The following is a 26188-nucleotide window of genomic DNA, read 5'->3' as shown; positions in this document are numbered from 1 at the left end:
CGTACCAACGACGCCGAGAGCTGCGGATCACGGCCCGGGCTCAAGATCCTTCGTTCCGGAACCATGGACCCGCCCATGACCGTCTCCCCCGGCACCGGCATAGTGGGGCCCTGCCCCGCCGGGGCAGTGCATGACAAGTTCACGACATACCGTGCGGATAGCGGACATTCGCCGAGAGCGGATGCAGATCAACAGGGGGAGCCCACTCCATGCCATCGAAACGCCGGCCGGCCCTGGCGGCCGCCGCCCTCGCCGCCGCGCTGGCGCTGACCGCCACCGCGTGCGGCCCGTCCGAGGACAAGGCCACGGGCGAAGCCAAGCCCAGCGCGGCCGCGGGCCAGAAGGGCGACGACTTCCCCAGCCTGCCCAAGGGGATCCCCACCCAGGATCTGGAGAAGTGGAAGCAGAAGTGGAAGGACGGGGCCTGGAAGAACTGGGACAAGGAGCAGTGGCTTCGTGAAGCCCGCGACTTCATCAACCCCATCATCGAGGGCCACTGGAAGCCCGACAAGATGAAGGACGCGCGCCCCAGCGACAAGACGCTCGCCACCCAGGGCGCGCCCGGTACGGTGCCGGGCAGCGGCGCCAGCGACCAGGGCGTCACGGACCCCGAGCCGCGGCCGGTCAAGGCCAAGGCCGTCGGCCTGCCGTACCACAACAACGCCGCTCCGGTGGGCAAGGTCTTCTTCGACAGCCCCGAGGGCCACATGGTCTGCTCGGCAACGGTCGTCAAGGACCCGGCACACCCCGGCAAGTCGAACATGGTGTGGACCGCGGGCCACTGCGTGCACGCCGGCAAGAAGGGCGGCTGGTACCGCAACATCGCCTTCGTGCCGTCGTACAACGACAAGGGCCTGCCCGCCTCGCAGGTCAACAGCGCACCGGTGACGGACGTCGCCCCGTACGGCGTGTGGTGGGCGGACTGGGCGCAGACGTCCTCGCAGTGGATCACGCAGGGCGCCGAGACCGGTGGCGCGGGTGCCCCCTACGACTTCGCCGTGCTGCACGTGAAGTCCGAGAACGGCAGCGGCAAGTCGCTCGAGGAGACGGTGGGCAACGCCCTCACCGTCGACTTCAGCACCCCGCAGGTGAAGTCCATCCAGAGCATGGGCGCCTGGGGCTACCCGGCCGCGCCGCCCTTCGACGGCCAGAAGATGTACGACTGTGTCGACAGGCCGGGCCGTCTGACCGTCGAGCCCTCGCAGCCGACGATGTACCGCATCGGCTGCACGATGACCGGTGGTTCGTCGGGCGGCGGCTGGTTCGCCAAGGGCCCCGACGGCAAGGCCGTGCTGATCTCCAACACGTCGATCGGCCCGTCCAACAGCACCTGGCTGGCGGGCCCGCGCCTGGGTCCGGAGGCCAAGGGCGTCTACGACGCGCTCAGCCAGAAGTTCGCGAACAAGCGCTAGCGAGCACCGCGACAGCGGTGGAACGCACCAAGGCCCGCCCCGACGTCGTCGGGGCGGGCCTTCGCGTGCGTACGGTCAGGAACGTACCGCGGGTGCGTACCTCTGGAGCTCCGCGGCGAGCTCCTCGTGCACCCGGGCCTTGACCAGGGTGCCCTCCGGGGTGTGCTCCTCGGAGATCACCTCGCCGTCGGCGTGGGCCCGCGCGACCAGGGCACCGTGCGTGTACGGCACGAGCGCCTCGATCTCCACGGCGGGCCGCGGCAGCTCGGCGTCGATCAGGGCCAGCAGCTCCTCGATGCCCGCGCCGGTCCGCGCGGATACCGCGATCGAGTGCTTCTCGACGCGCAGCAGCCGCTGCAGCACGAGCGGGTCGGCCGCGTCCGCCTTGTTGATCACGACGATCTCGGGCACGTCGAGCGCGCCCACATCGCGGATCACCTCGCGCACGGCGGCCAGCTGCTCCTCCGGCGCCGGGTGCGAGCCGTCCACCACGTGCAGGATCAGGTCGGAGTCACCGACCTCCTCCATGGTGGAGCGGAACGCCTCGACGAGGTGGTGCGGCAGGTGCCGGACGAACCCGACGGTGTCGGCGAGGGTGTAGAGCCGCCCGGAGGGCGTCTCGGCCCGGCGCACGGTCGGGTCGAGGGTGGCGAACAGGGAGTTCTCCACCAGCACGCCCGCGCCCGTGAGCCGGTTGAGCAGCGAGGACTTTCCGGCGTTGGTGTAGCCGGCGATGGCCACCGAGGGGACCTTGTTGCGACGGCGCTCCTGGCGCTTGATGTCGCGGCCGGTCTTCATCTCCGCGATCTCCCGGCGCATCTTCGCCATCTTCTCGCGGATCCGCCGCCGGTCCGTCTCGATCTTGGTCTCACCGGGGCCACGCGTGGCCATGCCGCCGCCGGACGAACCGGATCCACCGCCACCCATCTGCCGGGACAGCGACTGACCCCAGCCGCGCAGCCGGGGCAGCATGTACTGCATCTGGGCCAGCGAGACCTGGGCCTTGCCCTCGCGGGACTTGGCGTGCTGGGCGAAGATGTCGAGGATCAGGGCGGTCCGGTCGACCACCTTGACCTTGACGACGTCCTCGAGGTGGATGAGCTGGCCGGGGCTGAGCTCACCGTCGCACACCACGGTGTCGGCGCCGGTCTCCAGGACGATGTCCCGCAGCTCCTGGGCCTTGCCCGAGCCGATGTAGGTCGCCGGGTCCGGCTTGTCGCGCCGCTGGATGACACCGTCGAGCACCATGGCGCCCGCGGTCTCGGCGAGCGCGGCCAGCTCCGCGAGGGAGTTCTCGGCGTCCCGCACCGTGCCGGACGTCCAGACGCCCACCAGCACCACGCGCTCCAGGCGCAGCTGCCGGTACTCGACCTCGGTGACGTCCTCCAGCTCGGTGGAGAGACCCGCCACCCGTCGCAGGGCCGCGCGCTCGGAGCGGTCGTACTGCTCGCCGTCGCGCTCCCCGTCGATCTCGTGGCTCCAGGCGACGTCCTCTTCCATCAGGGCGTCGGCCCGAAGGCTCTCCGGGAGGCTCTGCCGGTCCTGCCGGTCCTGGGGAAAGGAAGAAGAGGAGGTCATTTGATCCTTACGTCGTGGGTTCTGCCTGCCCCCGCACCGGGGGTCTCAGGGTCGACAACGTCCGGCGCGCCCCGGAGATTCCCGGGCCGGCGGCCTCGCCGACCCGGGAATCGTCCCACGGCCGTGCCGCGTCGTCACGCGGGTTTCGCCGCGGTCTTCCAGTCGGGGTGCCCGGGCATGGGCGGCGTCTTCTGCCCGTACAGCCAGGGCCTGAGGAAGGCGGACTGGTCCCGGCCGGAGACCTCGGTGGCCAGCGCGACGAAGTCGGCGGTGGACGCCGTGGAGTCGCGGTGCCGCTGGACCCACGCGCGTTCCAGCCGGTCGAATGCAGGGGCGCCGATGCGCTGGCGGAGGGCGTAGAGGACCAGTGCGCCGCCGTCGTAGACGACCGGCCGGAAGATGCTGATCTTCTTGCCGGGGACGGGCGCGAGGGGGGCGGCGGGCGGGCCGCCGTCGGCGCGCATCCGGTCGGAGAGCTCGTAGGCGGCGCGCATGCGGTCCACCAGCTTGCGGCCGGACCTCTCCTCGGCGTACTGCGCCTCGTACCAGGTGGCGTGGCCTTCGTTGAGCCACAGGTCGGACCACACGCGCGGGCTGACGCTGTCGCCGAACCACTGGTGGGAGAGTTCGTGGACCATCACGGACTCGATGTACCAGGCGGGGAAGCCGGGCTTGGTGAAGATGTCGCGTTCGAAGAGGGACAGGGTCTGGGTCTCGAGCTCGAATCCGGTGGAGGCATCGGCGATGAGGACCCCGTAGCTCTCGAAGGGGTAGTGGCCCACCTTCTTCTCCATCCAGGCGATGTGGTCCGGCGTCCTGGCCGTCCACTTCTCCAGCTCCTTCCGGTCGGCCGCCGGCACCACGTCCCGCAGTTTCAGGCCGCCCGGCCCGCTGCGTTCGGGCACGGCGGAGCGGCCGATGGCGACCTGGGCGAGCTCGGTGGCCATCGGGTGCAGCGTCCGGTACGTCCAGGTGGTGTTCGCCCCGGAGGTCTGGCGCCCGGCGGACAGCCCGTTGGCGACGACGGTCAGCTCCTTGGGCGCGGTCACCCGGAAGGTGAACATCGCCTTGTCGGAGGGGTGGTCGTTGCCGGGGAAGACACGGTGGCCGGCGTCGGCCTGGTTGGCCATGACCAGTCCGTCGCCCGTGGGCACCCAGCCCCCTTCGTGCTCACCCCGTGGGTCGCTGGTGTGGCGGACGGTGACGGTGAACGACCCTCCGGAGGGCACCGCGCGCGCGGGAGTGACGACGACGTCCTCGCCGGCGGTGGCGAACTGAGCGGCCGCGCCGTTGACCTCGATCGCGCTGATCGTGCCGTGGGTGAAGTCCAGGTTGAACCGTTCCAGGGGCGCGGTGGCCCGGGCGACGATTCTGGTCACCGCGTCGAGCGGCTGGTTGTTGGCGCGGTAGCCGAAGGAGATGTCGTAGGCGGCGACGTCGTAGCCGGGGTTGCCCAGGTGCGGGAAGAGCCGGTCGCCGACGCCCAGCGCCCCGGGGGCCGGCGGTGCGGCGGCCCCGAGGACCAGGGCGGCTGCTGCGACGACAAGGGCGGCCCGGCGGCGCGCGGACCGCCGGCGCCGGGAGGAACGCTCCGGTGAGTGCGACATGCGTCCACCGCTATCAGCGCCCGGCCGCCGACCGGTGGCGGCGCGGCGCCGCCCCACCCGTACGAGCGTCTCGGATGGTGGTACGAGTGTCGTATCACCCGTACGGGCACGGTCTCCCCCGCGGATCCGCGCCCTCGCGGCTAGAGCGGCGCCGCGGCCACCGAGCGGCCCGCCCGCGCGACGTCGTAGACCCCCGGCACCCGGCGCATCGCCCGCATCAGCTCCGGCAGCCGCCCGGCGTCCGGCAGCTGAAGGGTGTACGTGTGGCGCACCCGCTGCTCGTGCGGTGGCTCGACGGCGGCGGAGACGACGGCGGCGCCCGCGGCCGCGATGACCTCGGTCAGATCGGCGAGCAGGTGCGGCCGGCTGAACGACTCGGCCCGCAAGGTGACCCGGTAGTCGCCGGTGCCCGCGCCGTCCGGGCTGCTGCGCCAGTGCACCTCCACCGGTTTGCGGCCCGAGGTGACCATCCGGTCCACCACCGGGCACGGTGCGCGGTGCACGGTCACCGTGCCCCCGCGCACGGTGAAGCCGGTGACCTCGTCGGGCGGTACGGGCGTACAGCAGCCCGCCAACCGCACGCTCGGGGCCACCGGGCCGCTGCTCCCGGCGACGACCGCGACCGGCCCGTGCGGGGCCGCCGCGGCGGTCCGGGGGGCGGTCCTCGGGGGGCCGGGGGCGGGGGGCGCGGGCGGTGCGGGCGCGGCGGGCTCCTGCGGCGGATGGGTGGCCAGCCAGCGGCCGATGGCGATGCGGGCGGCGGGCGTACGGGCGTGCTCGAGCCAGTCGGGCGAGGGCCCGGAGGCGGCGTCGGCGGACATCAGCAGGTGCAGGGTGTCGCCGTCGCGCAGCACCGTGCTCAGGGTGGCCAGCCGGCCGTTGACGCGCGCCCCGATGCAGTGGTGCGCGCCGTCGCCGTACTGGGCGTAGGCCGCGTCGACGCAGCTGGAGCCGGCCGGCAGGCCGATCGTGCCGCCGTCGGCGCGGAAGACGGTCACCTCGCGGTCCTGGGCCAGCTCGTCGCGGAGGGAGGTCCAGAAGGTGTCGGGGTCGGGGGTGGCGCGCTGCCACTCCAGCAGCCGGGAGAGCCAGCCGGGGCGGGTGGGGTCGGCACGCTCCCCGTCGGCGGTGTCGGGCGCCTCGGGGGCGGCGTAGGGGTTGCCGAGGGCGATGACACCGGCTTCGGCCACGCGGTGCATCTGGTGCGTGCGGATGAGGACTTCGGCGGCCTGCCCGCCCTCACCGGCGATGGCGGTGTGCAGGGACTGGTAGAGGTTGAACTTGGGTACGGCGATGAAGTCCTTGAACTCCGAGATGAACGGCGTGAAGCAGGTGTGCAGTTCACCGAGGACCGCGTAGCAGTCGGCGTCCTCCGCCACCAGGACGAGCAGCCTGCCCAGGTCCGAGCCGGTCAGCTCGCCGCGCTTGAGGCGCACCCGGTGCACGGAGACGAAGTGCCGCCGCCGGACGATCACTTCGCCGGCGATGCCCGCCTCGCGCAGGACCGCCCGTACGCTCGCCGCGGTCGCCTCCAGCGGGTCGGGGCGGCCGGCGTGGGCGAGGACGAAGTCACGGGTGCGCGCGTACTCCTCGGGGTGGAGGATCGCGAAGACCAGGTCCTCCAGCTCGGTCTTGAGCGCCTGGACGCCCAGCCGCTCGGCGAGCGGGATCAGCACATCGCGGGTGACCTTGGCGATCCGGGCCTGTTTCTCGGGGCGCATGACGTTGAGGGTGCGCATGTTGTGCAGCCGGTCGGCGAGCTTGATGGACATCACGCGGACGTCGTTGCCGGTGGCGACGAGCATCTTGCGGAAGGTCTCGGGCTCGGCCGCGGTGCCGTAGTCGACCTTCTCCAGCTTGGTGACGCCGTCGACCAGGAAGCGGACCTCCTCGCCGAACTGCTCCCGTACTTGATCGAGCGTCACCTCGGTGTCCTCGACCGTGTCGTGCAGCAGCGAGGCGGTCAAGGTGGTGGTCTCGGCGCCCAGTTCGGCGAGGATCAGGGTGACGGCGAGGGGGTGGGTGATGTACGGCTCGCCGCTCTTGCGCGTCTGACCGCGGTGGGAGGACTCGGCGAGGACGTAGGCCCGGCGCAGGATGTCGAGATCGGCGCCGGGGTGGTGGGCGCGGTGGACCTTGGCGACGTGGTCGATGGCATCAGGGAGCCGGCCGCGGGCCCCGGAGCCGCTGAGCGCAGCACGCCCGAGCCGTCTCAGGTCGATGCGGCGGCCGCGCCTGCGGCCTGGAGCACCGGTGTTCGTGGCCTCTGCGCTCATGGGCACCTCCGGCAGCGTCGACCGGTGGTCGGCTCACGCCGCCAGACCGGTGCTTGATGCTACCGAGCCCATCACGCACCGCTCACCCCCTCTCGCCCAGAGTGAAACGGATCACCCATTCGAGGGAGCCCGGCGGGTGTGTCGGGACGGGGGTGGTGGTGCGGTGGTGTCAGGCGGTGACGGTGGCGAACCAGGAGGCGTCCAGGACGCCCTCGGCGACGATGACGGCCGGTCCGGTCATCTCGACGGCGCCGTCCGGGCTCTCACTGATGACCAGGCGCCCGCCGGGCACGTCGACGGTGTACGTGACGGGGTGCCCGAGGACGGCCGGGTCGGCGCCGTCCCGCCGGGCGGCCGCGACCATGACGGCGCAGGCGCCCGTTCCGCAGGAACGGGTCTCGCCGGAGCCGCGCTCGTGGACCCGCATGGCGACGTGGCGCGGGCCGCGGTCGACGACGAACTCGACGTTCGTGCCGTCCGGGTAGGCGGCCGCGGGGCTCACGGCGGGGGCGGTGAACAGATCTCCGGCGTCGGAGAGGTCGCCCACGAAGGAGACGGCGTGCGGGTTGCCCATGTTGACGTTGCGCGCGGGCCAGCTGCGCTCGCCGACAGCGACGGTGACCTCGCCGCCGGGCAGCACGGCCCGGCCCATGGCCGTGGTGATCTCGCCCGGCTCGCCGTCCGGGCCCGCCTTGGCGATGTGGGCGCGGCGGATGCCGGCCCGGGTGGCGATCGCGACGTCGCCCTCCCCGGCGAGGCCCGCCCGCTGGAGGTAGCGCGCGAAGACGCGGACGCCGTTGCCGCACATCTCCGCGATGCTGCCGTCGGCGTTGCGGTAGTCCATGAACCACTCGGCCTCGGCGGCCATCGCCCGCGCCTCGGGGTGCGCGGCGGAGCGCACGACGCGCAGCACGCCGTCCGCGCCGATGCCTGCCCGTCGGTCGCACAGACGCGCGACGGCGGTGGGGGACAGCTCGATCAGGCCGTCGTGGTCGGGGATGATCACGAAGTCGTTCTCGGTGCCGTGACCCTTGAGGAAGGCGATCTGCGCGGTGCTCACCCTTCGATGGTACGGGTGAGCTGTGACAACACCTCCGGCCGGGCCCCGGCTCAGCGCAGGCGGGCCACGCGCCAGACGGCGAGGACGACCACGACGATCACGACGGCCGTGTACGCGGCGACGTACCGCCAGTCGGGGCGGCGACCGGAGCCGCGCGGTGGCAGGCCGGGCCAGGTGTAGCCCACGCGGCGGGCGGCCATGACGCCCCAGCCGGCGGCGCAGCAGCTGAGGAGCAGGCCGAGCATGGCGACGACGGGGCCGCCGTCCCCGAACTCGAAGGCGAGCGGGAAGGCGAACATCAGCGAGCCGATGGCGGCGAGCATCACGATCGGAGCGAGCTGCCAGGCGCGCAGCCGACGCTCCGGGCGCAGCTCGCGGAACGACGCGGGCGCCGTGCTGTCGGCCGTGGTCCCTTCGGTGTCCTCGGGGCCGTCCGGGGTCAGGCCCGTCGGTTCTCCTCCGGTCACCGCCGGGAGGTGCCCCCTGCGCGGCGGCTGCTGCTGCGGTCTGTCACGAGGGCCGGCCTCCATCGCCACGCGCCCTCCCAACCCGGACTTCACGGCTCGATCGAAGCTCGATGATGGCACGCCGAATGATGCCTGCACGGCACACGGAGCGTCCCGATGCCATCACGTGATCAGGCTGTAATCGCCCGTTCGACCAACGCCAGCGCTCGGCCGGGCAGTTCCGCCCGCTGGTCGGCCGCTCCGCTCAGCCAGTGCACGCGTGAATCCCGCCGGAACCACGAGTCCTGGCGGCGCGCGAAGCGCTTGGTGGCCCGCACGGTCTCGGCCCGGGCGGCCTCCTCGGTGCATTCCCCCGCGAGGAAGTCGAGCACCTGCTGGTAGCCGAGCGCGCGTGATGCCGTGCGCCCGTCGCGCAGCCCTTCGCGCTCCAGCGCGCGGACCTCGTCGACGAGCCCCTCCTCCCACATGCGGTCCACCCGGACGGTGATCCGCTCGTCGAGCTCGGGGCGCTCGACGTCCACACCGATCTGCAGGGCGTCGTACACCGGCTCCTCGCCGGGCAGGTTGGCCGTGAAGGGGCGGCCGGTGAGCTCGATGACCTCCAGGGCGCGCACGATGCGCCGGCCGTTGCCGGGCAGGATCGCGCGGGCGGCGTCCGGGTCGGCGGCGGCGAGCCGGGCGTGCAGCGCCCCGGGCCCCTGCTCGGCCAGCTCGGCCTCCAGCCGGGCCCGTACGGCGGGGTCGGTGCCGGGGAAGTCCATGGCGTCGATGGTGCCCTTGATGTAGAGCCCGGAGCCTCCGACGAGCACCGGGGTGCGGCCCTCGGCGAGCAGCCGGTCGATCTCCGCCCGGGCCAGCCGCTGGTACTCGGCGACGCTCGCGGCCTCCGTGACGTCCCAGATGTCGAGCAGATGGTGGGGCACACCGTGGCGCTCCGCCATCGTGAGCTTGGCGGTGCCGATGTCCATGCCCCGGTAGAGCTGCATGGAGTCGGCGTTGATGACCTCGCCGCCCAGGTGCTGGGCGAGGGCGACGCCGAGATCGGACTTGCCGGCTGCGGTGGGGCCGACGACGGCGATGACCCGAGGTGCGGGAGCTGCGTTTCTCACCCGATCAGTGTCCCAAACCTCGGGCGCGCCCCACGAACGAGCGACGTGACGCGACGCCGACGGGTTCGTTGCCTGTTGCGAGGTTCCGAGAGCCGGTTCGCGGACCGGTGTCCGCAAGCGGCGCCATGGGACGCCCCGGACGACGCGGGATTTCGCTCACACCAGTAAGGTAATGGAGTAGATATGGGCGTGTTTTCAAGGTTTCTCCGTAAGTCGTCCTCGACGTCAACGGAAGAGGCCGCGACTGCCACTCTGACGACGGAATCCACCGACGCCGCCGAGACGGCCGAGGTGAAGCCGGAGGAGGAGGCGGCTGAGGCCAAGGCCGAGGACACCGCGGACGAGACGGCTGAGGGAGTCGATATTCCCAAGCAGCAGTCCGCGGAGAAGGCGGCCGACAGCGAGGCCGGTGAGGGCGCCCGCAAGTAAGTTTTGGCAAGGTAGGACGAGGGGCGGTCACCATGGGCCTGATGGACAATCTCAAGGCCAAGCTCGGCCCGCTGAAGGGCAAGGTCGGCGACCTCGCGCAGCAGCACGAGGGCAAGATCGAACACGGGCTGGAGAAGGCCGCGCAGGTGGTCGATTCAAAGACCAAGGGCAAGTACAGCAGCCAGATCCGGACCGGCACGAGCAAGGCCAAGGACGCGCTCGGCCGTCTCGCGGACAGCGCCGAGAAGGACGGGAAGGGCGGCGGTACGGACTCCAGGACTCCCTGACACCTCGTCCTGATCCCTCGCCGGCGACCGGCCGTGGAGCCCGCTCCACGGCCGTCGCCGTGCCGGGCCGGCAGGGCCTGCCGGGCGCTGTGCGCGCCGGCCGCGGCCCCCGTACGACCGGCCCTGTGCGTCGCGGCTACGACCAGCTGGCGACGAAGTACCCCACCCCGTAGGGCGCGTCCTCGTAGAGCAGCGCCCCGCGCAGTCCCGCGCCCTCGCCCGCGCCCGCCAGCACCTGCCAGGGGGCCCGTCCTGCGGCCTTCAGCGCGTAAGCCAGCTCCGCGTCCAGCGCGGCCAGCGTGGCGGTGTCGGCGGCGCCCAGCGCCCGGGCCGCACCGGCGTCGAAGGGCTCGGCCCGCTCGTCCAGGTAGCCGGGAGCCTTCAGGGTCCGGCAGGCACTGCCGTCGCCCATCACCAGGAACGCGACCCGCTCGGCGGCGCCGGCCAGCTCGCGCCCGGCAGCCAGGCAGCGCCCGGTCTCCAGCTCCTCCCCCACGCCCAGGCCCTGGACGGGCGATGCCGCCCATCCCGTGCGCTCCAGCAGCCAGGCCGCCACGGCCAGGGACTGCGGCAGTTCGCGCTCGTCGGCGGGGCCGCCCTGCCCGAGCCGTACGTCGACGTCCACGCCGAGGCCGCGGAAGGAGCCGGGGGTGCCCTGGGGGTACGGGCCGCGGTCCACCGGTCCGGCGGGGCCGAGGACGACCAGCAGGTCGGGGCGGGCGGCCGCCAGTACGGCCACGGCGTCGAGGCAGGCGGCCCGCAGGGCGTCCAGTTCGGGTGCGGCCCCGGCGGCCACCTCGGGAACGAGGAGCGGCGGGCAGGGGCATACGGCAGCGGCGACGAGCATGGCGGGAACGATACGCCCCGCCGTGCGCCCGCTGCTCGAGCGGGCCCGCGGCGGGGCGGAAGTTCGGCCGGCTCGCACCGGCCGGGGCGGCGTCAGTCGCCGCAGCAGCCCTGGGCGGCCGGGGCGGGCATCGGCGCGGGCGCGCCGATCGTCGGGATGCCGAGCATGACGCCAGCGGGCTTGGCGGCCGCGGCGGCGGTGCGCTTCTCCCACGCGTCGCCGGCGCGCGTGCGGCGCACGGCCTTGGCGGGGCCCTCGGCCAGCAGGTGGTGCGGGGCGGCGTAGGTGATCTCGACGGTCACCACGTCGCCCGGTCGGACCGGCTCGTCGGGCTGGGTGCTGTGCTGGTCGTTCAGTCCTCGCAGGCTCGGATTGAAATGCACCAGGCGGTTGTCGGGGGCACGGCCGGACAGGCGGCGCGTGGCGCCGTCCTTGCGGCCCTCGCCCTCGGCGACCATGACCTCCAGGGTGCGGCCGACCTGCTTCTTGTTCTCGTCCCAGGAGATCTCCTCCTGGAGGGCCACCAGACGCTCGTAGCGCGCCTGCACGACCTCCTTGGGGATCTGGCCCTCCATGGTCGCCGCCGGGGTGCCCGGGCGCTTGGAGTACTGGAACGTGAAGGCGTTCGCGAAGCGGGCCTCGCGGACCACGTGCATGGTCTGCTCGAAGTCCTCCTCGGTCTCGCCGGGGAAGCCCACGATGATGTCGGTGGAGATGGCGGCGTCCGGCATGGCGGCGCGCACCTTCTCGATGATGCCCAGGAAGCGCTCCTGGCGGTACGAGCGGCGCATCGCCTTGAGGACCGTGTCCGAGCCGGACTGCAGCGGCATGTGCAGCTGGTGCATCACGTTCGGCGTCTCGGCCATCGCGGCGATGACGTCGTCGGTGAAGTCACGCGGGTGCGGGGAGGTGAAGCGGACCCGCTCCAGGCCCTCGATCTTCCCGCAGGCGCGCAGCAGCTTGGAGAAGGCCTCGCGGTCGCCGATGTCGGAGCCGTAGGCGTTCACGTTCTGGCCGAGCAGGGTGATCTCGCTGACGCCCTCGGAGACGAGCGCCTCGACCTCGGCCAGGATGTCGCCGGGGCGGCGGTCCTTCTCCTTGCCGCGCAGGGCGGGGACGATGCAGAAGGTGCAGGTGTTGTTGCAGCCGACGGAGATGGAGACCCAGGCCGCGTACGCGCTCTCGCGGCGCGTCGGCAGCGTCGAGGGGAACGCCTCGAGCGACTCGGCGATCTCGACCTGCGCCTCTTCCTGGACGCGGGCGCGCTCCAGCAGGACCGGCAGCTTGCCGATGTTGTGCGTGCCGAAGACGACGTCGACCCAGGGGGCCCGCTTGACGATCGTGTCGCGGTCCTTCTGGGCGAGGCAGCCGCCGACGGCGATCTGCATGCCGGGCCGCTTCGTCTTCATCGGGGCCAGCCGGCCGAGGTTGCCGTACAGCTTGTTGTCGGCGTTCTCCCGCACCGCGCAGGTGTTGAAGACGACGACGTCGGCGTCACCCTCGGCGTGGCCTTCGGGGGCGCGGACATAGCCCGCGTCCTCCAGGAGGCCGGACAGCCGCTCGGAGTCATGGACGTTCATCTGGCACCCGTAGGTGCGCACCTCGTAGGTCTTCGCACTCATCTCAATCGACCAGGGTACGTGGTCGCCCGGACACCCCGCCTCCTCCTTCGCCCCCGCCCGCCCTCTGGCCGCCCCTCTCCTCCCCTGTCGTCGGCCCTCCCCTTCTCCCTTCCTCCAGCCGCTCCCACCTGCGCTCATCCCCGTGGCCGCCGTCACGCCCGGGCCGAAGCCTGGTCCGCGGCGGACCTGGCTGGCAGGATCCCGCCCATGGCCCCCCGACTCCCGAGCTCCGGCAGGCGCCGCACCGCGCAGGCGGGCGCGGCGGCCGCTGCCGTGCTCGCGCTGCTCATGTGGTGGCTGCTGCCGATGGACCAGGGCCCCTCCCCCAGTGGCCGGATCTCGATGGCGACGGGGGTACCGAGCGGGGTGTACGCGAAGTACGGAGACCTTCTCAAGGAGGACCTGGCACAGGATCTGCCGGCCCTGGACGTGCGGCTCAGGCGCAGCCACGGTTCGCTGGACAATCTGCGGCAGCTCACGAGCGGCAAGGCCGACTTCACTCTGGCCACCGCGGACGCGGTGGCCACCTATCGCGAGGACCGCCGGCCGGGCGCGGAGCGGCTGCGCGCGTGTGCGCGGCTGTACGACGACTACATGCAGCTGGTGGTGCGCAAGGACTCGCCCGTCCGCTCGACGCGGGACCTCAAGGGGCTGCGGGTCGGGGTGGGGGCGGACGGGTCGGGCGTGCAGCTGATCACCCGGCGCCTGCTGAAGGCCGCCGGGCTGGACTACGAGGGGGACGTCACACCGGTGCGGGTCGGCATCGACCGGATGCCGGGACTGCTGGAGGAGGGGGAGCTCGACGCGTTCTTCTGGTCCGGCGGGCTGCCCACCAACGCCGTGCAGTCCCTGGGGCGGCGGCTGCCCATCCGGCTGGTGCAGCTCGGCGACCTCATCGGCCCTCTGCACGCCATGGGCGAGGAGGCGCGTTTCTACCGGGCGGCGATGATGCCGGCGGACGCCTATCCGGAGCTGCGTGCCACCGAGGTCGTCAAGACGATCGCGGTCGCCAACCTCCTGGTCACGCTGGACGACACCGACGCCGATCTCACGGAGAGCATCACCCGCACGGTGATAAGGAGCCGCGACCGCATCGGCACGCGGGTGCACGCCGCGCAGAAAGTGGACCTCCGCACGGCGATCTTCACCAACCCGCTGCCGCTGCACGCGGGTGCCCGCCGCTATTACGTGTCAGTCAAGCCCTGAAACCTGGCTTCGGGGGCGAAAGTCAGCCCTTGTGCCGGGCGGCCCGGGCTCCGTCGCGCGGCACGGCGATCGTCGCGCGCAGTCCGGTGGGCTCGTTCGGTTCGTAGGTGAGCGTGGCGCCCGACGCGGCGAGCAGGGCCCGCGAGATGGACAGGCCGAGGCCGGAGCCTGAGACGTTCTGGTGGCGGCTGCTGCGCCAGAAGCGGTCGCCGACGCGGGTGAGTTCCTCCTCCGTCAGCCCAGGGCCGCCGTCGGCGACGGCGATGTGGACGCGGTCGCCGACCACCTCGACGGTGACCTCGACGCGGGCGTGCTCGGGCGTGAACTTCAACGCGTTGTCCACGACGGCGTCCAGGGCGCTGGAGAGGGCGATGGGGTCGGCCCAGCCGGTCGCGGCGGCCGGCCCCCGGTAGGTGAGGGGAACGCCCTCGCGGTCGGCGACCGGGGACCAGGCGCCCACCCGGTCGGTGACGATCTCGGCTATGTCGGTCAGCTGCGGGTCGCCGGAGTCGTGTTCGGCCAGTGCCAGGTCCAGCAGGTCGTCCAGGACCCGGGCCAGCCGCTTGCCCTCGGCCTGGACGGAGGTGACCTCCTCGTGCCCGTCGGGGAGGTCCAGGGCCAGCAGGTCGATGCGCAGCAGCAGGGCGGAGAGGGGGTTGCGCAGTTGGTGCGAGGCGTCGGCGACGAAGGCCCGCTGCTGCTCCAGCACGTTCTCTACGTTGTCGGCCATCTCGTTGAAGGAGCGTGCGAGGCGACGCAGCTCGGGCGGGCCGCTGTCGGCGACGACGCGCGAGTTCATCCGGCCGGTGGCTATGTCGTGGGCGGCGACGTCGAGGGTGCGCACGGGCCTGAGCACCCAGCCGGTGAGGCGGAAGGCCGCCAGGACGGCGACCAGCATGGCCGCGGTCTCGCCCGCCGCGAGCAGCAGCCATTCGTGCAGGATGCGGGAGCGCAGCTGCCCGGTGGGCGATTCGGTGACGACGACCGCGACGACGTCACCGTCGCGGATGACGGGCGAGGCGACGGTCAGCCGGCTGCGCAGCCAGGGCCAGACCTGGCCGGGGTCGCGGCTGCGGCGTCCGGCGAGGGCCTCCTGGAAGGCCCGCTTGGCATCCCCTTCCAGCGGGAGCGCCCAATGGGCGGGGGCCAGGGCCATGGGCTTGCCGTCGCGGTAGAAGATGCCGGCTCTTATGCCGTAGAGGTCCTCGTACCGGGCGAGCTCGGAACGCAGGGTGATCAGGCGTCCGTCCGCCTCGTCGGCCGGTTCGAAGGGCCGGGCGGTGACGTACTGGGCGAGGGAGGCGAAGCGCGCGGTGTCGTCGATGCGGTCGACGACGACCTCCTGCTGTTGCACGGTGGCCATGCCGGCGGCGAGCGGGAAGCCCAGGGCCAGCAGGACACCCGCCATGAGGACGAGGAGCAGCGGAAGGAGTCGGGTGCGCACAGGCTCGTACTGCCCTCACGCCGGGAGGACGATTTTGTAACCGACGCCGCGCACCGTCTCGATGAGCGCGGGCATCCGCAGCTTGGAACGGAGCGAGGCGATGTGCACCTCCAGGGTGCGCCCGGTCCCTTCCCAACTGGTCTGCCACACCTCACTGATGATCTGTTCGCGGCGGAAGACCACGCCGGGGCGCTGCGCGAGCAGCGCCAGCAGGTCGAATTCCTTGCGGGTGAGCGGTATGGCGTTGCCGTCCACGCACACCTTGCGGTTGGGCACCTCGATGGTGAGGGGGCCCAGGAACAGCGCGTGCGGACCGACGGGGTCGTGCGGCTGTCCCGGTGCGCCCTCCGAGGGGGGCGTGCGCCGGGCGACCGCGTGGATGCGGGCGAGCAGCTCGCCGGTGTCGTAGGGCTTGACGACGTAGTCGTCGGCGCCGAGGTTGAGGCCGTGGATCTTCGAGCGGGTGTCGGACCGGGCGGTCACCATGATCACGGGGGTGGTGGTGCGCTTGCGTATCTTGCCGCAGACCTCGAAGCCGTCCTGGTCGGGCAGTCCGAGGTCGAGCAGCACGACGCCGAAGGGCGCGCCCTCGTCCGGCAGGAGCGCCTGAAGGGCCTCCTCGCCGCTGCGGGCGTGGGTGACGTCGAACCCGTGCCGGGCCAGCACGGCCGACAGGGCCGCGGCGACATGGTCGTCGTCCTCCACGAGCAGCAGTCTCATCGGCCCCCTCCGGGCGCTGGTGTGGCAACACCGCATCCACGCTGATGGAAGCCGGGCGCGTCAAGAGGTTCCCGTCCTTCTGATGCCTTCCGTTATGCACCCGGTACGCCCGCGCGATGTCGGTGCGGCTGTTGACGCAGAGTGTCCGTTTGAGGCCGGATCGTTATGCTCAATTTCAGCTCAGATGTAATGACGCTGGTCGTTGCGGCTCATTAGGGTCCTCTCCAATCGAGGAGGACGGAGCGAGGAACGCCGATGAGCGAGGTATCGGTGACCAAGGACGTGGCGCCCGCCGCGGACGCACTGGTCGTCCTGAACAAGGTCAACAAACACTTCGGCGCGCTGCATGTGCTCCAGGACATCGACCTGACGATCGCGCGTGGCGAGGTCGTGGTCGTCATCGGGCCGTCGGGGTCCGGCAAGTCGACGCTGTGCCGCACGATCAACCGGCTGGAGACGACGGATACGGGTTCGATCACCATCGACGGGAAGCCACTGCCCCAGGAGGGCAAGGAGCTGGCGCGACTGCGCGCGGACGTCGGGATGGTCTTCCAGTCCTTCAATCTCTTCGCGCACAAGACCGTGCTGGAGAACGTGACGCTGGGGCAGGTGAAGGTCCGCAAGAAGGACCGCAAGGAGGCCGAGACCAAGGCCCGGGCGCTGCTCGACCGGGTCGGGGTGGGCGCGCAGGCGGACAAGTACCCGGCGCAGCTCTCCGGCGGCCAGCAGCAGCGGGTGGCGATCGCCCGTGCGCTGGCCATGGACCCGAAGGTGATGCTCTTCGACGAGCCGACCTCGGCGCTCGACCCGGAGATGATCAACGAGGTGCTGGAGGTCATGCAGCAGCTCGCCCGGGACGGCATGACGATGGTCGTCGTCACGCACGAGATGGGCTTCGCGCGTTCGGCCGCGAACCGCGTGGTCTTCATGGCGGACGGCCGGATCGTCGAAGAAGCCCAGCCGGACCAGTTCTTCAACAACCCGCGCAGCGACCGGGCGAAGGACTTCCTGTCGAAGATCCTGCATCACTGAACCGGCCGGAGTGAGGGGCCGGGCCGCTGCGGCCCCCCTCCTCCGTCTCTTCCCCCGCTGCTTCTTCACCGCTGCTTTCCCCCGCCACCCGACGCCCCGCAGACGCAGGCGCAGGCGCAGACGCAAAGGATGTTCCTCATGAAGCTCCGCAACACCGCTGCGGCGGCCGCCGTGGTGCTCGCGCTGGTCGCGACCGCGACCGCCTGCGGCAAGTCCGGCAGCCCCGACGACGCCAAGGACGGCGACAAGGCCAGCGGCGGCACGTCTGCGGCCGCGCTCCCGCAGTGGAAGGTGAACACCGCCGCCGACGTGAAGGACTCGCCCGTCTTCGAGAAGATCAAGGGCAAGGAGATCACGATCGGCACCAAGGCCGATCAGCCCGGCCTCGGCTACGAGAATCCCGGCACCAAGAAGCGCACCGGCTTCGACGTGGAGATCGCCCGCATGATCGCGGCCGACCTCGGCTTCGACGAGGCGCACATCAAGTTCAAGACCGTGCCCTCCGAGGCGCGTGAGACGCAGATCGCCAGTGGCGGCGTCGACCTGTACGTCGGCACGTACACGATCAACGACGAGCGCAAGAAGCAGGTCGGCTTCGCGGGCCCGTACTACGAGGCGGGCCAGGACCTGCTCGTCAAGGCGGACAGCACCATCAAGGGTCCCGAGGACCTCAAGGGCAAGAAGGTCTGCTCGGCGACCGGTTCCACGCCGCTCAAGCGGATCAAGGAGCCCAAGTACGACGTCGCCGAGGCCAAGGCGCAGCAGGGCTACCAGTTGTGCGTGCAGGACCTGGTCAACGGCTCGGTCGACGCGGTCACCACGGACGACTCGATCCTCAAGGGCTACGCGGCCGAGAACCAGGGCGCCCTGAAGGTCGTCGGCAACCCCTTCTCCAAGGAGCCGTACGGCATCGGCCTGAAGAAGGAGGACACCGCGCTGCGCGAGGCGGTCAACAAGGCCATCGAGGCGCACGTGCAGAACGGCGACTGGAAGAAGGCCTACGACGCCACGCTGGGCAAGTCCGGCACGTCCGCGACCCCGCCCGCCGTCCAGCGCTACTGACCGGCGATCGGTGCCGTATGACCGCCACGCGATTCCCGGAGAAATGACTTGAACGTTCTGTCGGACAACTTCGCGATGTTCCGCGAAGGTTTCCTCGGCACCGTCGAACTAACAGCGCTCAGCGCGCTGCTCGCCCTGGTGCTGGGCACCCTCGTCGCGGCGTTCCGCGTCTCTCCGGTGCCCGCGCTGCGCGCCTTCGGCACCGCATGGGTGACGCTGCTGCGCAACACCCCGCTGGTGCTGCTGTTCCTGGCCGTCACCCTGGGGCTGCCGGCGCTCGGCCTGAAGGGCTGGGACTCCTTCTGGCTCGCCGTGATGGCCCTGGGGTGCTACACCTCGGCGTTCATCTGCGAGGCCATCAGGTCCGGCATCAACACGGTGCCGGTGGGCCAGGCGGAGGCGGCCCGCTCGATCGGGATGACCTTCAACCAGACCCTGGGCCAGATAATCCTGCCGCAGGCCGCCCGCACGGCGATCCCGCCCATCGGCAGCCTGATGATCGCGCTGGCCAAGAACACGGCGATCGCCTCGGGCTTCAACGTGACCGAGCTCGGTTCCGTGCAGAAGACCCTCAACGCGGCGTCGGGCTACAACATTTACGTGATCTTCCTGTGGATCGCGGTCTGCTACATCATCATCACGTTCACGATCAGCGGCCTCTTCCGGCTGCTGGAGAACCGTCTGGCGGTGGCCCGATGAGCGGCAGCGTCCTCTACGACGTCCCCGGGCCCCGGGCGCGGACCCGCAACCGGGTCTACGGCGTCGTCTCCATAGCCGCCATCGTCGGCCTGCTCGCCTTCATCGTCTACAAGCTGGACGAGACCGGTCAGTTCCAGGCCGGGCTGTGGGACGACTACGAGTACGCCGACACCCAGCAGCGCATCGTCGACGGCCTGCTGACGACCTTGAAGACCTTCGCCATCGCGGCGGTCCTCTCGCTGGTGCTGGGCACGGTGCTGGCCACAGCCAGGCTCTCCGACCACAAGCCCGTGCGGTGGGCGGCCACGGTGGCCGTGGAGTTCTTCCGGGCCATGCCGCTGCTCATCATGATCTTCCTGCTGTACGCGGCGGTGTTCACCTCCGACCCGATGTGGGCGCTGGTGATCGGCCTGACGCTCTACAACGGCTCGGTGCAGGCGGAGATCTTCCGCTCCGGCATCAACGCCGTGCCCAAGGGGCAGAGCGAGGCGGCGTACGCCATCGGTCTGCGCAAGACGCAGGTGATGACGACCGTCCTCGTGCCGCAGGCGGTCCGGTCGATGCTGCCGTCGATCATCAGCCAGCTCGTGGTGACCCTGAAGGACACCTCGCTCGGGTTCATCATCCTGTACGAGGAGCTGCTGTTCGTCGGTAAGGCGTTCGCCCAGCAGACCCCGCCCGTCAACGGCGTCTACGCCTTCATCCCGATGGTGATCGTCTTCGGTTCGATCTACATCCTGCTGTGTCTGGCGTTGTCCTCCCTCGCCACCTGGGTCGAACGGCGCTCGAAGCGCTCGCGCAAGGGCACGCCTCCGCCGATGGACACCACCGCGGTGCTCACGGGCGAACAGGCGCACAACACTGGCCCCGGCGCCGCCGGCGCGGGCTGACCCAAGCTCCTCCGCTCCTGCCGTGCATGACGCCCCGTCGGCCCTGAAGGCCGGCGGGGCGCACGCGTCCGGCGCGCCGTGGCGAGACCGCTGATCGCTTGACGCAAGCACCGGCAATGGGTTGCATACGTTCTGTGATCGCGCATTTTCCCCCTGCCAGTCCCCGTACGTCCCGTAAGCACCACGCGCGCGAGGCGCTGACCGCCGTCCGCCCCGGGGGCAGGGGAGCCGTGCCGTGGACCCGGTGATCGTCGTCGGGGCCGGCCCGGTCGGGCTCACCCTGGCCCTGGCCCTGGCCCGGTACGAGGTGCCGGTCACCGTCCTGGACGAGGCGCCGCCCGAGAGCCTGGGGCAGGAGGACCGCCGCCTGGCGCGTACGGCCGTACTGCGGCCGGAGACCGCCGCCCTGCTGGAGCGGCTCGGGTGCGCCACGACGGAGGGCACCCGGTGGACGGGCTGGCGCACGATGCGCCGCCGCGCCGAGGTGGCACGGGTGCGGTTCGCCGCGCCGCCCGGCAGCGTGAAGGCCGGGGAGGAAGAGGAGCCCGGGACAGCCGAGAACCCCGGGGCCGACGAGGACAGGGGTGCCCCGGGCACCACGGACGTCACGGGCGTCACCGGCGTCACCGGAGAAGAACCGTCTCCCCTGCACCTGCCCCAGTACGCCCTGACCCGGGAGTTGCGTGCCGCGCTCGGCCATGAGGCGGACGTCCGGATCATCCAGAACAGCCGGCTGACCGTCCTGAAACAGGACTCCTCCGGCGTCACCGCGCACACCAGCGGCGACAATGGCACGCTCTGGCGCGCCAGTTATCTTGTCGGCTGCGACGGCGCCCGCTCCGTGGTGCGCAAACTGCTCGGTGCGCGCTTCCCGGGCCGTACGGCCGTCGAACGGTACGCGGTCGCCGCGCTGCGCGCCGAACTGCCGTGGCCGGGCGAGGCCCTGCTGCACCGGTCGCCGCCGCGCGGCGGCGAGGTGACGGCCCGTCCCCTCCCCGACGGCGTGTGGCGGCTCGACTGGCCGCTGCCGCCCGACGGCCAACTGGTCACCCCCGACGCCCTGCTCGCCCGGGTGCGCGACGCGCTGTCCCTGTGGTGCGGGGAAGTACCGGCGTACGACCTGCTGGACACCGGTGTGCACGCCGTGCACCACCGCCTCGCGCGCCGCTGGCGCAGCGGGCGCGCCTTCCTCGCCGGGGATGCCGCCCATCTGCTCGGGGCGCTGGGCACGCAGGGGCTCGACGAGGGGCTGCGGGACGCGGAGAATCTCGCCTGGAAGCTCGCCCTGGCCTGGCATCACGGCGCCTCGGACGTCCTGCTCGACAGCTACCAGGCGGAGCGGCGGGAGGCGATCGCGGCCCGGCTGCGCGCCGCCGACCGGACCTTGCCGACCGTGCGCGGGGAGGGCGGCTGGCGCACGGTGCGGCGCACCGTGCTGCCGGGCGCGGCGCGCAGCCACGATCTGCTGCTGACCGATGGCCACTTGGGGCGCGGAATGCTGGCCGCGCCCCACGTTCACTCCCGTACGCCCCTGGCCCCGGCCGGGCCGCCCGCCGGCTCGGTCCTGGTGGGTACGGCCGTGGGAGCGCCGGTCGTCGATGTGCCGGTGACGGCGCCCGACGGATCGGAGACGGGGCTGCGCGACCGGCTGGGCGGTGACCTGCTGGTGGTGCTCGTCGCGCCGGGTACGGGCGTATGGGAGCGTCGGCACTGGCTGGGCGCCGGGCTCATGCCCCGGCTGGCGGCCGCCGTCTCGGCGCTGCCCATGCGGGCGGAGCTTCTGGTGACGGAGGGTTACCCGGGGGCGGACGCGCACACGGTGCTGGTGGTGCGTCCGGACGGCCATCTGGTGGCGGCCCTCGCGGGGGTGCGGCCCGCGGAGCTGTACGCGTGCGCGGACGCGGCGCGGGGCGGGGCGACCGCGACCGCGGTCACGGCTCCGGAGGGCACGGGACGCTCCGGCAACGCCATCAGTGAGGCTACGGCCAACCGTTGACCGGCCTGGACCGTCATGGTTCACTCCGGAACGTGACGGACAGTGGAGCGCGTTTCTGGCGGAGGGTCCACCTGGACCTTCTCCGCTATGCGGGCTGCGTCTGTCGTCCGTCCTGTTGATCCGCTTCCTTTCCCGCGCGGTCGTGCGTCGAACGCCCCGCGCGCTCCTTCGCGATCATTCAGGACGGTCCCCTGTGTCTTCCCCCGCGCACGCCTCCGCCGCCTCCGCCATCTCTTCCGGCATCCCGGCTCCCACGGCCGCGACGTCCGCCGCACCGGGCGCTCCTTCGGAGGCCGATCTCCTCGACTTCGTCCGCCGGACGGCGGCCGACGCACAGCTCGTCGGCTCACTGCCCCTCGATCCCCAGGGCCGCACGTGGATCCGGCTGGAGGGGCCGAGCGGCAGTGAGGCGTGGCTGATCAGCTGGCCGCCGGGCAGCGGCACCGGCTGGCACGACCACGGCGGCTCGCGCGGCGCCTTCGCCGCGGCGGCCGGCCGTCTCACCGAACAGTCGCTCGCCGCGCGCCTGCCCACCGAGGGCTGGACGCTGTTGGAACTGGCGGACGGCATCGACCGCGAACGGCAGCTGACGGACGGTGGCGGGCGTGCCTTCGGCCCGCACCATGTGCATCAGGTCTTCAATGCCTCGTCGGAGCGGCACGCGGTATCCGTGCACGCCTACTACCCGCCGCTGCCGTTGATGCGGCGCTACAGCCGCAGCGGCCGGGTGCTGCGGCTCCAGCAGGTCGAGTGGCCGCAGGAGTGGGCGTGAGGGTCGAGGAGCTGCTGGCCGCCGCCCGCGCGGGCCTCGACCGTCTGAGCCCCGCCGAGGCGGCCGCCGTCCAGGCCTCCGGTGGGCTGCTGGTCGACATTCGTTACGCGGCACTGCGCGAGCGCGACGGGACGGTCCCGGGGGCGCTCGTGGTGGAGCGCAACGAGCTGGAATGGCGCCTGGATCCGGCCTGCGAGCATCGCGCGGCGCAGGCCACCAGTCATGATCTGCGGGTGGTCGTGATGTGCGACGAGGGTTACGCGTCGTCGCTGGCGGCCGCTTCCCTGCGCCTGCTGGGGCTGCACCGTGCGACGGACCTGGTGGGCGGCTTCCAGGCGTGGCGGGCGGCGGGGCTGCCGGTGCGCCCCTGAGCCCGGCGGCTGCCCGCTCTCCCGTCTGCCCGTGGGGCGGCCGGCCCGGCGCTACGTCTCCGGCAGGTAGGCGTCGAGCAGTTCGGGGTCGTCGCCCTCCTCCTCCAGCGCGCGGCGCACCACGCGCAGGGCGAGGCCCTCGGAGTAGCCCTTGCGGGCCAGCATCCCGGCGAGGCGGCGCAGCCGCTTCTCCCGGTCCAGGCCACGGGTCGACCGCAGCTTGCGCTCGACCAGCTCGCGGGCCGTGCGCTCCTCCTGCTCCGAGTCGAGCCGGCCGACGGCCTCGTCGATCAACTCGGCGTCCACGCCCCTGGTGCGCAGCTCGCGCGCCAGGGCACGGCGGGCCAGGCCCCGGCCGCGGTGCCGGGACTCCACCCAAGCGTCGGCGAACGCCCCGTCGTCGATCAGGCCCACGTCCTCGAACCGCGACAGCACCTCCGCCGCGACCTCGTCCGCTATCCCCCGCTTGGCCAGCGCGTCGGCGAGCTGCTTACGGGTCCGCGGGGATCCGGTGAGCAGGCGCAGGCAGATCGCCCGCGCCTGCTCCTCCGGCGACGGTGGCGCTCCACCCCCGGCCCTCGACGGGGAGGGGGCGCCACCGCCCGTACGGTCGCCCGCGTGCGGCTCGCCGGGCCCGGGCCACTCGCTTCGCCGCGTCATCGCTAGCTCTTGGCCGCGGCCTTGGCCGCCTTCCCCGCGGACTTGGCCGGGGCGGGCACCGACTTGGCCGGCTCGACGGAGGCGGCTCCGGCCGCGTCCGCACCGGGCTCGGCGGCCGGGGACTCGGGCTTGACGCCCACGCCCAGCTTGTCCTTGATCTTCTTCTCGATCTCGTTGGCGAGGTCGGGGTTGTCCTTGAGGAAGTTGCGGGCGTTCTCCTTGCCCTGGCCGAGCTGGTCGCCCTCGTACGTGTACCAGGCGCCGGCCTTGCGGATGAAGCCGTGCTCCACGCCCATGTCGATCAGGCCGCCCTCGCGGCTGATGCCCTGGCCGTAGAGGATGTCGAACTCGGCCTGCTTGAAGGGCGGCGAGACCTTGTTCTTCACGACCTTCACGCGGGTGCGGTTGCCGACCGCTTCCGTGCCGTCCTTGAGGGTCTCGATGCGGCGGATGTCCAGACGCACGGAGGCGTAGAACTTCAGGGCCCGGCCACCGGTCGTCGTCTCCGGGGAGCCGAACATGACGCCGATCTTCTCGCGGAGCTGGTTGATGAAGATCGCGGTGGTCTTGGACTGGTTGAGCGCGCTGGTGATCTTGCGCAGGGCCTGGCTCATCAGCCGGGCCTGGAGACCGACGTGCGAGTCGCCCATCTCGCCCTCGATCTCCGCGCGCGGCACCAGGGCGGCGACGGAGTCGATGACGATCAGGTCGAGGGCACCGGAGCGGACCAGCATGTCCACGATCTCCAGCGCCTGCTCGCCGGTGTCCGGCTGGGAGAGGATGAGGTTGTCGGTGTCGACGCCCAAGGCGCGGGCGTACTCAGGGTCGAGGGCGTGCTCCGCGTCGACGAAGGCGACGGTGCCGCCGGCCTTCTGCGCGTTGGCCACGGCGTGCAGGGTGAGGGTGGTCTTACCGGAGGACTCCGGTCCGTAGACCTCCACCACGCGGCCGCGCGGCAGTCCGCCGACGCCGAGGGCGACGTCGAGAGCGGTCGACCCGGTGGGGATGACCTCAATCGGCTCGTTCGGCCGGTCGCCCAGGCGCATCACGGCGCCCTTGCCGAATTGCCGTTCAATCTGTGCGAGCGCGGCGTCCAGCGCCTTCTCGCGGTCGGTGCCTGCCATGGGTTCCACCCGGTTTGCTTGAGTCGATCGCTTCACGTCCACGACGCTAACGCCTGCCACTGACAATGCGCCCGGGCGTCGCCCCGGCCTGTGGATAACTCGGCTCCGTGGGCCCGGGACACCAATAAGAATGGATGTTCGATTTTGCTGTCAAGCGAGCCACACCGCCCGCGCGGCGGGCCCCGACCGGCCGGAATCAGCGCCTGCGCACGGCCCTCGCCAGCCGGGCGAGGAGGGAGGGCCGGCCTCCCGCCGCCCGTCGGCCGGGGCCGCGCGGCTCGCCGGCCCCCGCGGTGACCTCGTACCGCTTCACGTACACGCTCAGGAACGCCTGCAGCGTCGCCGTCGCCGGGATGGCGATCAGGGCACCCACCGCGCCGAGCAGCGCGGCGCCCGCGACCACCGAGCCGAAGGCGACGGCCGGGTGGATGTTGACCGTCCTGGCGGTGATGCGCGGCTGCAGCACATAGTTCTCGAACTGCTGGTAGACCACGACGAAGCCGAACACCCACACCGCGTACCAGGGGTCCACGGTGAAGGCGAGCAGGATCGGCAGGGCGCCCGCCAGGTAGGTGCCGATGGTCGGGATGAACTGCGAGACCAGACCCACCCAGACGGCGAGGGCCGGGGCGTAGGGCACGTTCAGGATTTCCAGCAGGACGTAGTGCGCCACGCCGGAGATCAGCGCCATCAGGGCGCGCGAGTAGATGTAGCCGCCGGTCTTGGCGACCGCGATCTCCCAGGCCCGCAACACCTCGGCCTGCCGGTTCGGCGGCAGCAGGGAGCACAGGGTGCGGCGCAGCCGGGGTCCGTCGGCCGCGAAGTAGAACGAGAAGAGCACCACGGTCAGCAGCTGGAAGAGCCCGCCGAGGACGGTGGCCGAGACGTCCAGCACGCCGCTGGCGCTGTTGCGCACGTACTTCTGCAGCCAGTCCGAGTGCAGGACGCTCTCCTGGATCTCGACCCGGGAGAGGGTGGTGCCGAACGTCCGGTTGGCCCACTTGATCACGGAGTCCAGGTAGGAGGGGAAGTTCTCCACCATGGTCTGGATCTGCCCGGCGAGCATCGACCCCAGGAGGGTGAAGAAGCCGACGAAGACGACGGTCACCCCGAGGAACATCAGTCCCGTCCCGATACCCCGGCGCACGCCCCGCGCGGCCATGCGATCCACGGCCGGCTCGATGGCCAGTGCGAGGAAGAACGCGATGAGGATGTTGACGAAGAGGCCGATGAGCTGGTGGAACGCCCAGCTGGCCAGCTGGAAGCAGGCGATCAGGGCCAGCGTGACCACCACCGCCCGGGGCAGCCAGCGGGGCATGCGCGTGCCGTCGCCGGGCCGGGGCGGTCGGGGGCTGTCCGGGGCGGGGTCGTCTGCTGCCACGGAGCAAGTGTGGCCTATCGGACCAAATGAGGAACGGACCGCGCGGCGGCATCCGGCCGGTCGGTCCGTCGGGGCTGGGTCGGCGCGTCGGTACCTGTCAGCGCCTGTTAGCGCCTGTCAGTACTTGCCAGTACTCG

Annotated in this window: 24 protein-coding genes and 1 pseudogene; 12 read left to right on the top strand and 13 right to left on the bottom strand. The window is 71.8% G+C overall.

Annotated elements, in window-relative coordinates:
• Positions 1-209 precede the first annotated feature (209 nt).
• The gene (locus ABZ956_RS20355) at positions 210-1412 is read left to right on the top strand and encodes a hypothetical protein (protein ID WP_361895270.1); all 1203 of its coding nucleotides are present in this window, start codon (positions 210-212) and stop codon (positions 1410-1412) included.
• A gap of 75 nt (positions 1413-1487) precedes the next feature.
• On the opposite strand, the gene hflX is transcribed toward ABZ956_RS20355, so the two are convergent.
• The 6 genes from hflX to miaA form a co-directional block, all read right to left on the bottom strand.
• Positions 1488-2990 carry a GTPase HflX gene (hflX, locus tag ABZ956_RS20350; protein WP_361895267.1) on the bottom strand — a complete coding sequence of 501 codons (1503 nt, stop codon included), beginning with the start codon at positions 2988-2990 and terminating at the stop codon, positions 1488-1490.
• 134 nt (positions 2991-3124) lie between these two features.
• Complete coding sequence (locus tag ABZ956_RS20345; protein ID WP_361895264.1) at positions 3125-4597, bottom strand: M1 family metallopeptidase; 1473 nt, start codon at positions 4595-4597, stop codon at positions 3125-3127.
• A gap of 140 nt (positions 4598-4737) precedes the next feature.
• On the bottom strand, positions 4738-6873 hold the full coding sequence (locus ABZ956_RS20340) for an HD domain-containing protein (RefSeq protein WP_361895262.1): 2136 nt from the start codon (positions 6871-6873) through the stop codon (positions 4738-4740).
• A gap of 169 nt (positions 6874-7042) precedes the next feature.
• Positions 7043-7933: a diaminopimelate epimerase gene (gene dapF / locus ABZ956_RS20335; protein ID WP_361895259.1), complete on the bottom strand. Its 891-nt coding sequence runs from the start codon at positions 7931-7933 to the stop codon at positions 7043-7045.
• Positions 7934-7983: 50 nt separating this feature from the next.
• Positions 7984-8463, bottom strand: a complete 480-nt coding sequence (locus ABZ956_RS20330; protein WP_361895515.1) for a hypothetical protein — start codon at positions 8461-8463, stop codon at positions 7984-7986.
• A 107-nt stretch (positions 8464-8570) separates the two neighbouring features.
• On the bottom strand, positions 8571-9509 hold the full coding sequence (miaA, locus tag ABZ956_RS20325) for a tRNA (adenosine(37)-N6)-dimethylallyltransferase MiaA (RefSeq protein WP_361895256.1): 939 nt from the start codon (positions 9507-9509) through the stop codon (positions 8571-8573).
• 183 nt (positions 9510-9692) lie between these two features.
• Here miaA and ABZ956_RS20320 point away from each other — a divergent pair, with 183 nt between their 5' ends.
• Together ABZ956_RS20320 and ABZ956_RS20315 are read left to right on the top strand one after the other, a co-directional pair.
• Positions 9693-9938, top strand: coding sequence for a hypothetical protein (locus tag ABZ956_RS20320; protein ID WP_361895253.1), 246 nt, complete (start codon positions 9693-9695; stop codon positions 9936-9938).
• A 32-nt stretch (positions 9939-9970) separates the two neighbouring features.
• Complete coding sequence (locus ABZ956_RS20315) at positions 9971-10225, top strand: antitoxin (protein WP_361895250.1); 255 nt, start codon at positions 9971-9973, stop codon at positions 10223-10225.
• Positions 10226-10361: 136 nt separating this feature from the next.
• On the opposite strand, the gene ABZ956_RS20310 is transcribed toward ABZ956_RS20315, so the two are convergent.
• Together ABZ956_RS20310 and miaB are read right to left on the bottom strand one after the other, a co-directional pair.
• On the bottom strand, positions 10362-11072 hold the full coding sequence (locus tag ABZ956_RS20310) for a class III extradiol dioxygenase subunit B-like domain-containing protein (protein WP_361895247.1): 711 nt from the start codon (positions 11070-11072) through the stop codon (positions 10362-10364).
• Between the two features lie 92 nt (positions 11073-11164).
• Positions 11165-12694, bottom strand: coding sequence for a tRNA (N6-isopentenyl adenosine(37)-C2)-methylthiotransferase MiaB (gene miaB, locus ABZ956_RS20305; RefSeq protein WP_361895244.1), 1530 nt, complete (start codon positions 12692-12694; stop codon positions 11165-11167).
• Positions 12695-12901: 207 nt separating this feature from the next.
• On the opposite strand from miaB, the gene ABZ956_RS20300 reads away from it, so the two are divergent.
• Positions 12902-13900: a TAXI family TRAP transporter solute-binding subunit gene (locus ABZ956_RS20300; RefSeq protein WP_361895241.1), complete on the top strand. Its 999-nt coding sequence runs from the start codon at positions 12902-12904 to the stop codon at positions 13898-13900.
• 22 nt (positions 13901-13922) lie between these two features.
• Here the strand turns inward: ABZ956_RS20300 and ABZ956_RS20295 are convergent, their stop codons facing one another.
• Complete coding sequence (locus tag ABZ956_RS20295; protein ID WP_361895239.1) at positions 13923-15344, bottom strand: HAMP domain-containing sensor histidine kinase; 1422 nt, start codon at positions 15342-15344, stop codon at positions 13923-13925.
• Between the two features lie 15 nt (positions 15345-15359).
• Positions 15360-16064 (bottom strand): response regulator transcription factor, encoded by a 705-nt coding sequence (locus ABZ956_RS20290; RefSeq protein ID WP_361895237.1) that lies wholly within the window; start codon positions 16062-16064, stop codon positions 15360-15362.
• Between the two features lie 255 nt (positions 16065-16319).
• Here ABZ956_RS20290 and ABZ956_RS20285 point away from each other — a divergent pair, with 255 nt between their 5' ends.
• The 8 genes from ABZ956_RS20285 (at position 16320) to ABZ956_RS20250 (ending at position 22886) form a co-directional block, all read left to right on the top strand.
• The gene (locus tag ABZ956_RS20285; protein WP_361895234.1) at positions 16320-17096 is read left to right on the top strand and encodes an amino acid ABC transporter ATP-binding protein; all 777 of its coding nucleotides are present in this window, start codon (positions 16320-16322) and stop codon (positions 17094-17096) included.
• 138 nt (positions 17097-17234) lie between these two features.
• The gene (locus ABZ956_RS20280; protein WP_361895232.1) at positions 17235-18158 is read left to right on the top strand and encodes a glutamate ABC transporter substrate-binding protein; all 924 of its coding nucleotides are present in this window, start codon (positions 17235-17237) and stop codon (positions 18156-18158) included.
• 48 nt (positions 18159-18206) lie between these two features.
• Positions 18207-18857 carry an amino acid ABC transporter permease gene (locus ABZ956_RS20275; RefSeq protein WP_361895230.1) on the top strand — a complete coding sequence of 217 codons (651 nt, stop codon included), beginning with the start codon at positions 18207-18209 and terminating at the stop codon, positions 18855-18857.
• A complete protein-coding gene (locus tag ABZ956_RS20270; protein ID WP_361895227.1) occupies positions 18854-19747 on the top strand; it encodes an amino acid ABC transporter permease in 894 nt (297 codons plus the stop codon). Before ABZ956_RS20275 ends, ABZ956_RS20270 begins: the two co-directional genes overlap by 4 nt.
• A gap of 235 nt (positions 19748-19982) precedes the next feature.
• The gene (locus tag ABZ956_RS20265) at positions 19983-21743 is read left to right on the top strand and encodes an FAD-dependent monooxygenase (RefSeq protein ID WP_361895225.1); all 1761 of its coding nucleotides are present in this window, start codon (positions 19983-19985) and stop codon (positions 21741-21743) included.
• Between the two features lie 32 nt (positions 21744-21775).
• A complete protein-coding gene (locus tag ABZ956_RS20260) occupies positions 21776-21862 on the top strand; it encodes a putative leader peptide (protein ID WP_361895513.1) in 87 nt (28 codons plus the stop codon).
• Positions 21863-21972: 110 nt separating this feature from the next.
• Complete coding sequence (locus ABZ956_RS20255) at positions 21973-22515, top strand: cysteine dioxygenase (protein WP_361895510.1); 543 nt, start codon at positions 21973-21975, stop codon at positions 22513-22515.
• Positions 22512-22886, top strand: coding sequence for a rhodanese-like domain-containing protein (locus tag ABZ956_RS20250; protein ID WP_361895222.1), 375 nt, complete (start codon positions 22512-22514; stop codon positions 22884-22886). Before ABZ956_RS20255 ends, ABZ956_RS20250 begins: the two co-directional genes overlap by 4 nt.
• A 135-nt stretch (positions 22887-23021) precedes the next feature.
• Here the strand turns inward: ABZ956_RS20250 and recX are convergent.
• The 3 genes and pseudogenes from recX to ABZ956_RS20235 form a co-directional block, all read right to left on the bottom strand.
• A pseudogene (recX, locus tag ABZ956_RS20245) lies at positions 23022-23630 on the bottom strand (recombination regulator RecX); the annotation flags it as partial.
• Positions 23549-24670, bottom strand: a complete 1122-nt coding sequence (gene recA / locus ABZ956_RS20240) for a recombinase RecA (protein WP_361895219.1) — start codon at positions 24668-24670, stop codon at positions 23549-23551. The gene recA and the pseudogene recX, both read right to left, overlap by 82 nt.
• Positions 24671-24866: 196 nt before the next feature.
• Positions 24867-26051 (bottom strand): AI-2E family transporter, encoded by a 1185-nt coding sequence (locus ABZ956_RS20235; RefSeq protein WP_361895216.1) that lies wholly within the window; start codon positions 26049-26051, stop codon positions 24867-24869.
• Between the last annotated feature and the right edge of the window lie 137 nt (positions 26052-26188).

It is taken from the genome of Streptomyces sp. NPDC046261 (assembly GCF_040646235.1).
In the GTDB taxonomy this organism is placed as follows: Bacteria; Actinomycetota; Actinomycetes; order Streptomycetales; family Streptomycetaceae; genus Streptomyces.
This window is presented reverse-complemented; position numbering and strand designations above follow the sequence as displayed.

What these genes read in the sequence shown, in the direction of transcription:
- ABZ956_RS20355 (WP_361895270.1), top strand. Translation starts at nt 210, where the DNA reads ATGCCATCGAAACGCCGGCCGGCCCTGGCGGCCGCCGCCCTCGCCGCC.
- hflX (WP_361895267.1), bottom strand. Translation starts at nt 2,990, where the DNA reads ATGACCTCCTCTTCTTCCTTTCCCCAGGACCGGCAGGACCGGCAGAGC.
- ABZ956_RS20345 (WP_361895264.1), bottom strand. Translation starts at nt 4,597, where the DNA reads ATGTCGCACTCACCGGAGCGTTCCTCCCGGCGCCGGCGGTCCGCGCGC.
- ABZ956_RS20340 (WP_361895262.1), bottom strand. Translation starts at nt 6,873, where the DNA reads ATGAGCGCAGAGGCCACGAACACCGGTGCTCCAGGCCGCAGGCGCGGC.
- ABZ956_RS20330 (WP_361895515.1), bottom strand. Translation starts at nt 8,463, where the DNA reads ATGGAGGCCGGCCCTCGTGACAGACCGCAGCAGCAGCCGCCGCGCAGG.
- ABZ956_RS20320 (WP_361895253.1), top strand. Translation starts at nt 9,693, where the DNA reads ATGGGCGTGTTTTCAAGGTTTCTCCGTAAGTCGTCCTCGACGTCAACG.
- ABZ956_RS20315 (WP_361895250.1), top strand. Translation starts at nt 9,971, where the DNA reads ATGGGCCTGATGGACAATCTCAAGGCCAAGCTCGGCCCGCTGAAGGGC.
- ABZ956_RS20310 (WP_361895247.1), bottom strand. Translation starts at nt 11,072, where the DNA reads ATGCTCGTCGCCGCTGCCGTATGCCCCTGCCCGCCGCTCCTCGTTCCC.
- miaB (WP_361895244.1), bottom strand. Translation starts at nt 12,694, where the DNA reads ATGAGTGCGAAGACCTACGAGGTGCGCACCTACGGGTGCCAGATGAAC.
- ABZ956_RS20300 (WP_361895241.1), top strand. Translation starts at nt 12,902, where the DNA reads ATGGCCCCCCGACTCCCGAGCTCCGGCAGGCGCCGCACCGCGCAGGCG.
- ABZ956_RS20290 (WP_361895237.1), bottom strand. Translation starts at nt 16,064, where the DNA reads ATGAGACTGCTGCTCGTGGAGGACGACGACCATGTCGCCGCGGCCCTG.
- ABZ956_RS20285 (WP_361895234.1), top strand. Translation starts at nt 16,320, where the DNA reads ATGAGCGAGGTATCGGTGACCAAGGACGTGGCGCCCGCCGCGGACGCA.
- ABZ956_RS20280 (WP_361895232.1), top strand. Translation starts at nt 17,235, where the DNA reads ATGAAGCTCCGCAACACCGCTGCGGCGGCCGCCGTGGTGCTCGCGCTG.
- ABZ956_RS20270 (WP_361895227.1), top strand. Translation starts at nt 18,854, where the DNA reads ATGAGCGGCAGCGTCCTCTACGACGTCCCCGGGCCCCGGGCGCGGACC.
- recA (WP_361895219.1), bottom strand. Translation starts at nt 24,670, where the DNA reads ATGGCAGGCACCGACCGCGAGAAGGCGCTGGACGCCGCGCTCGCACAG.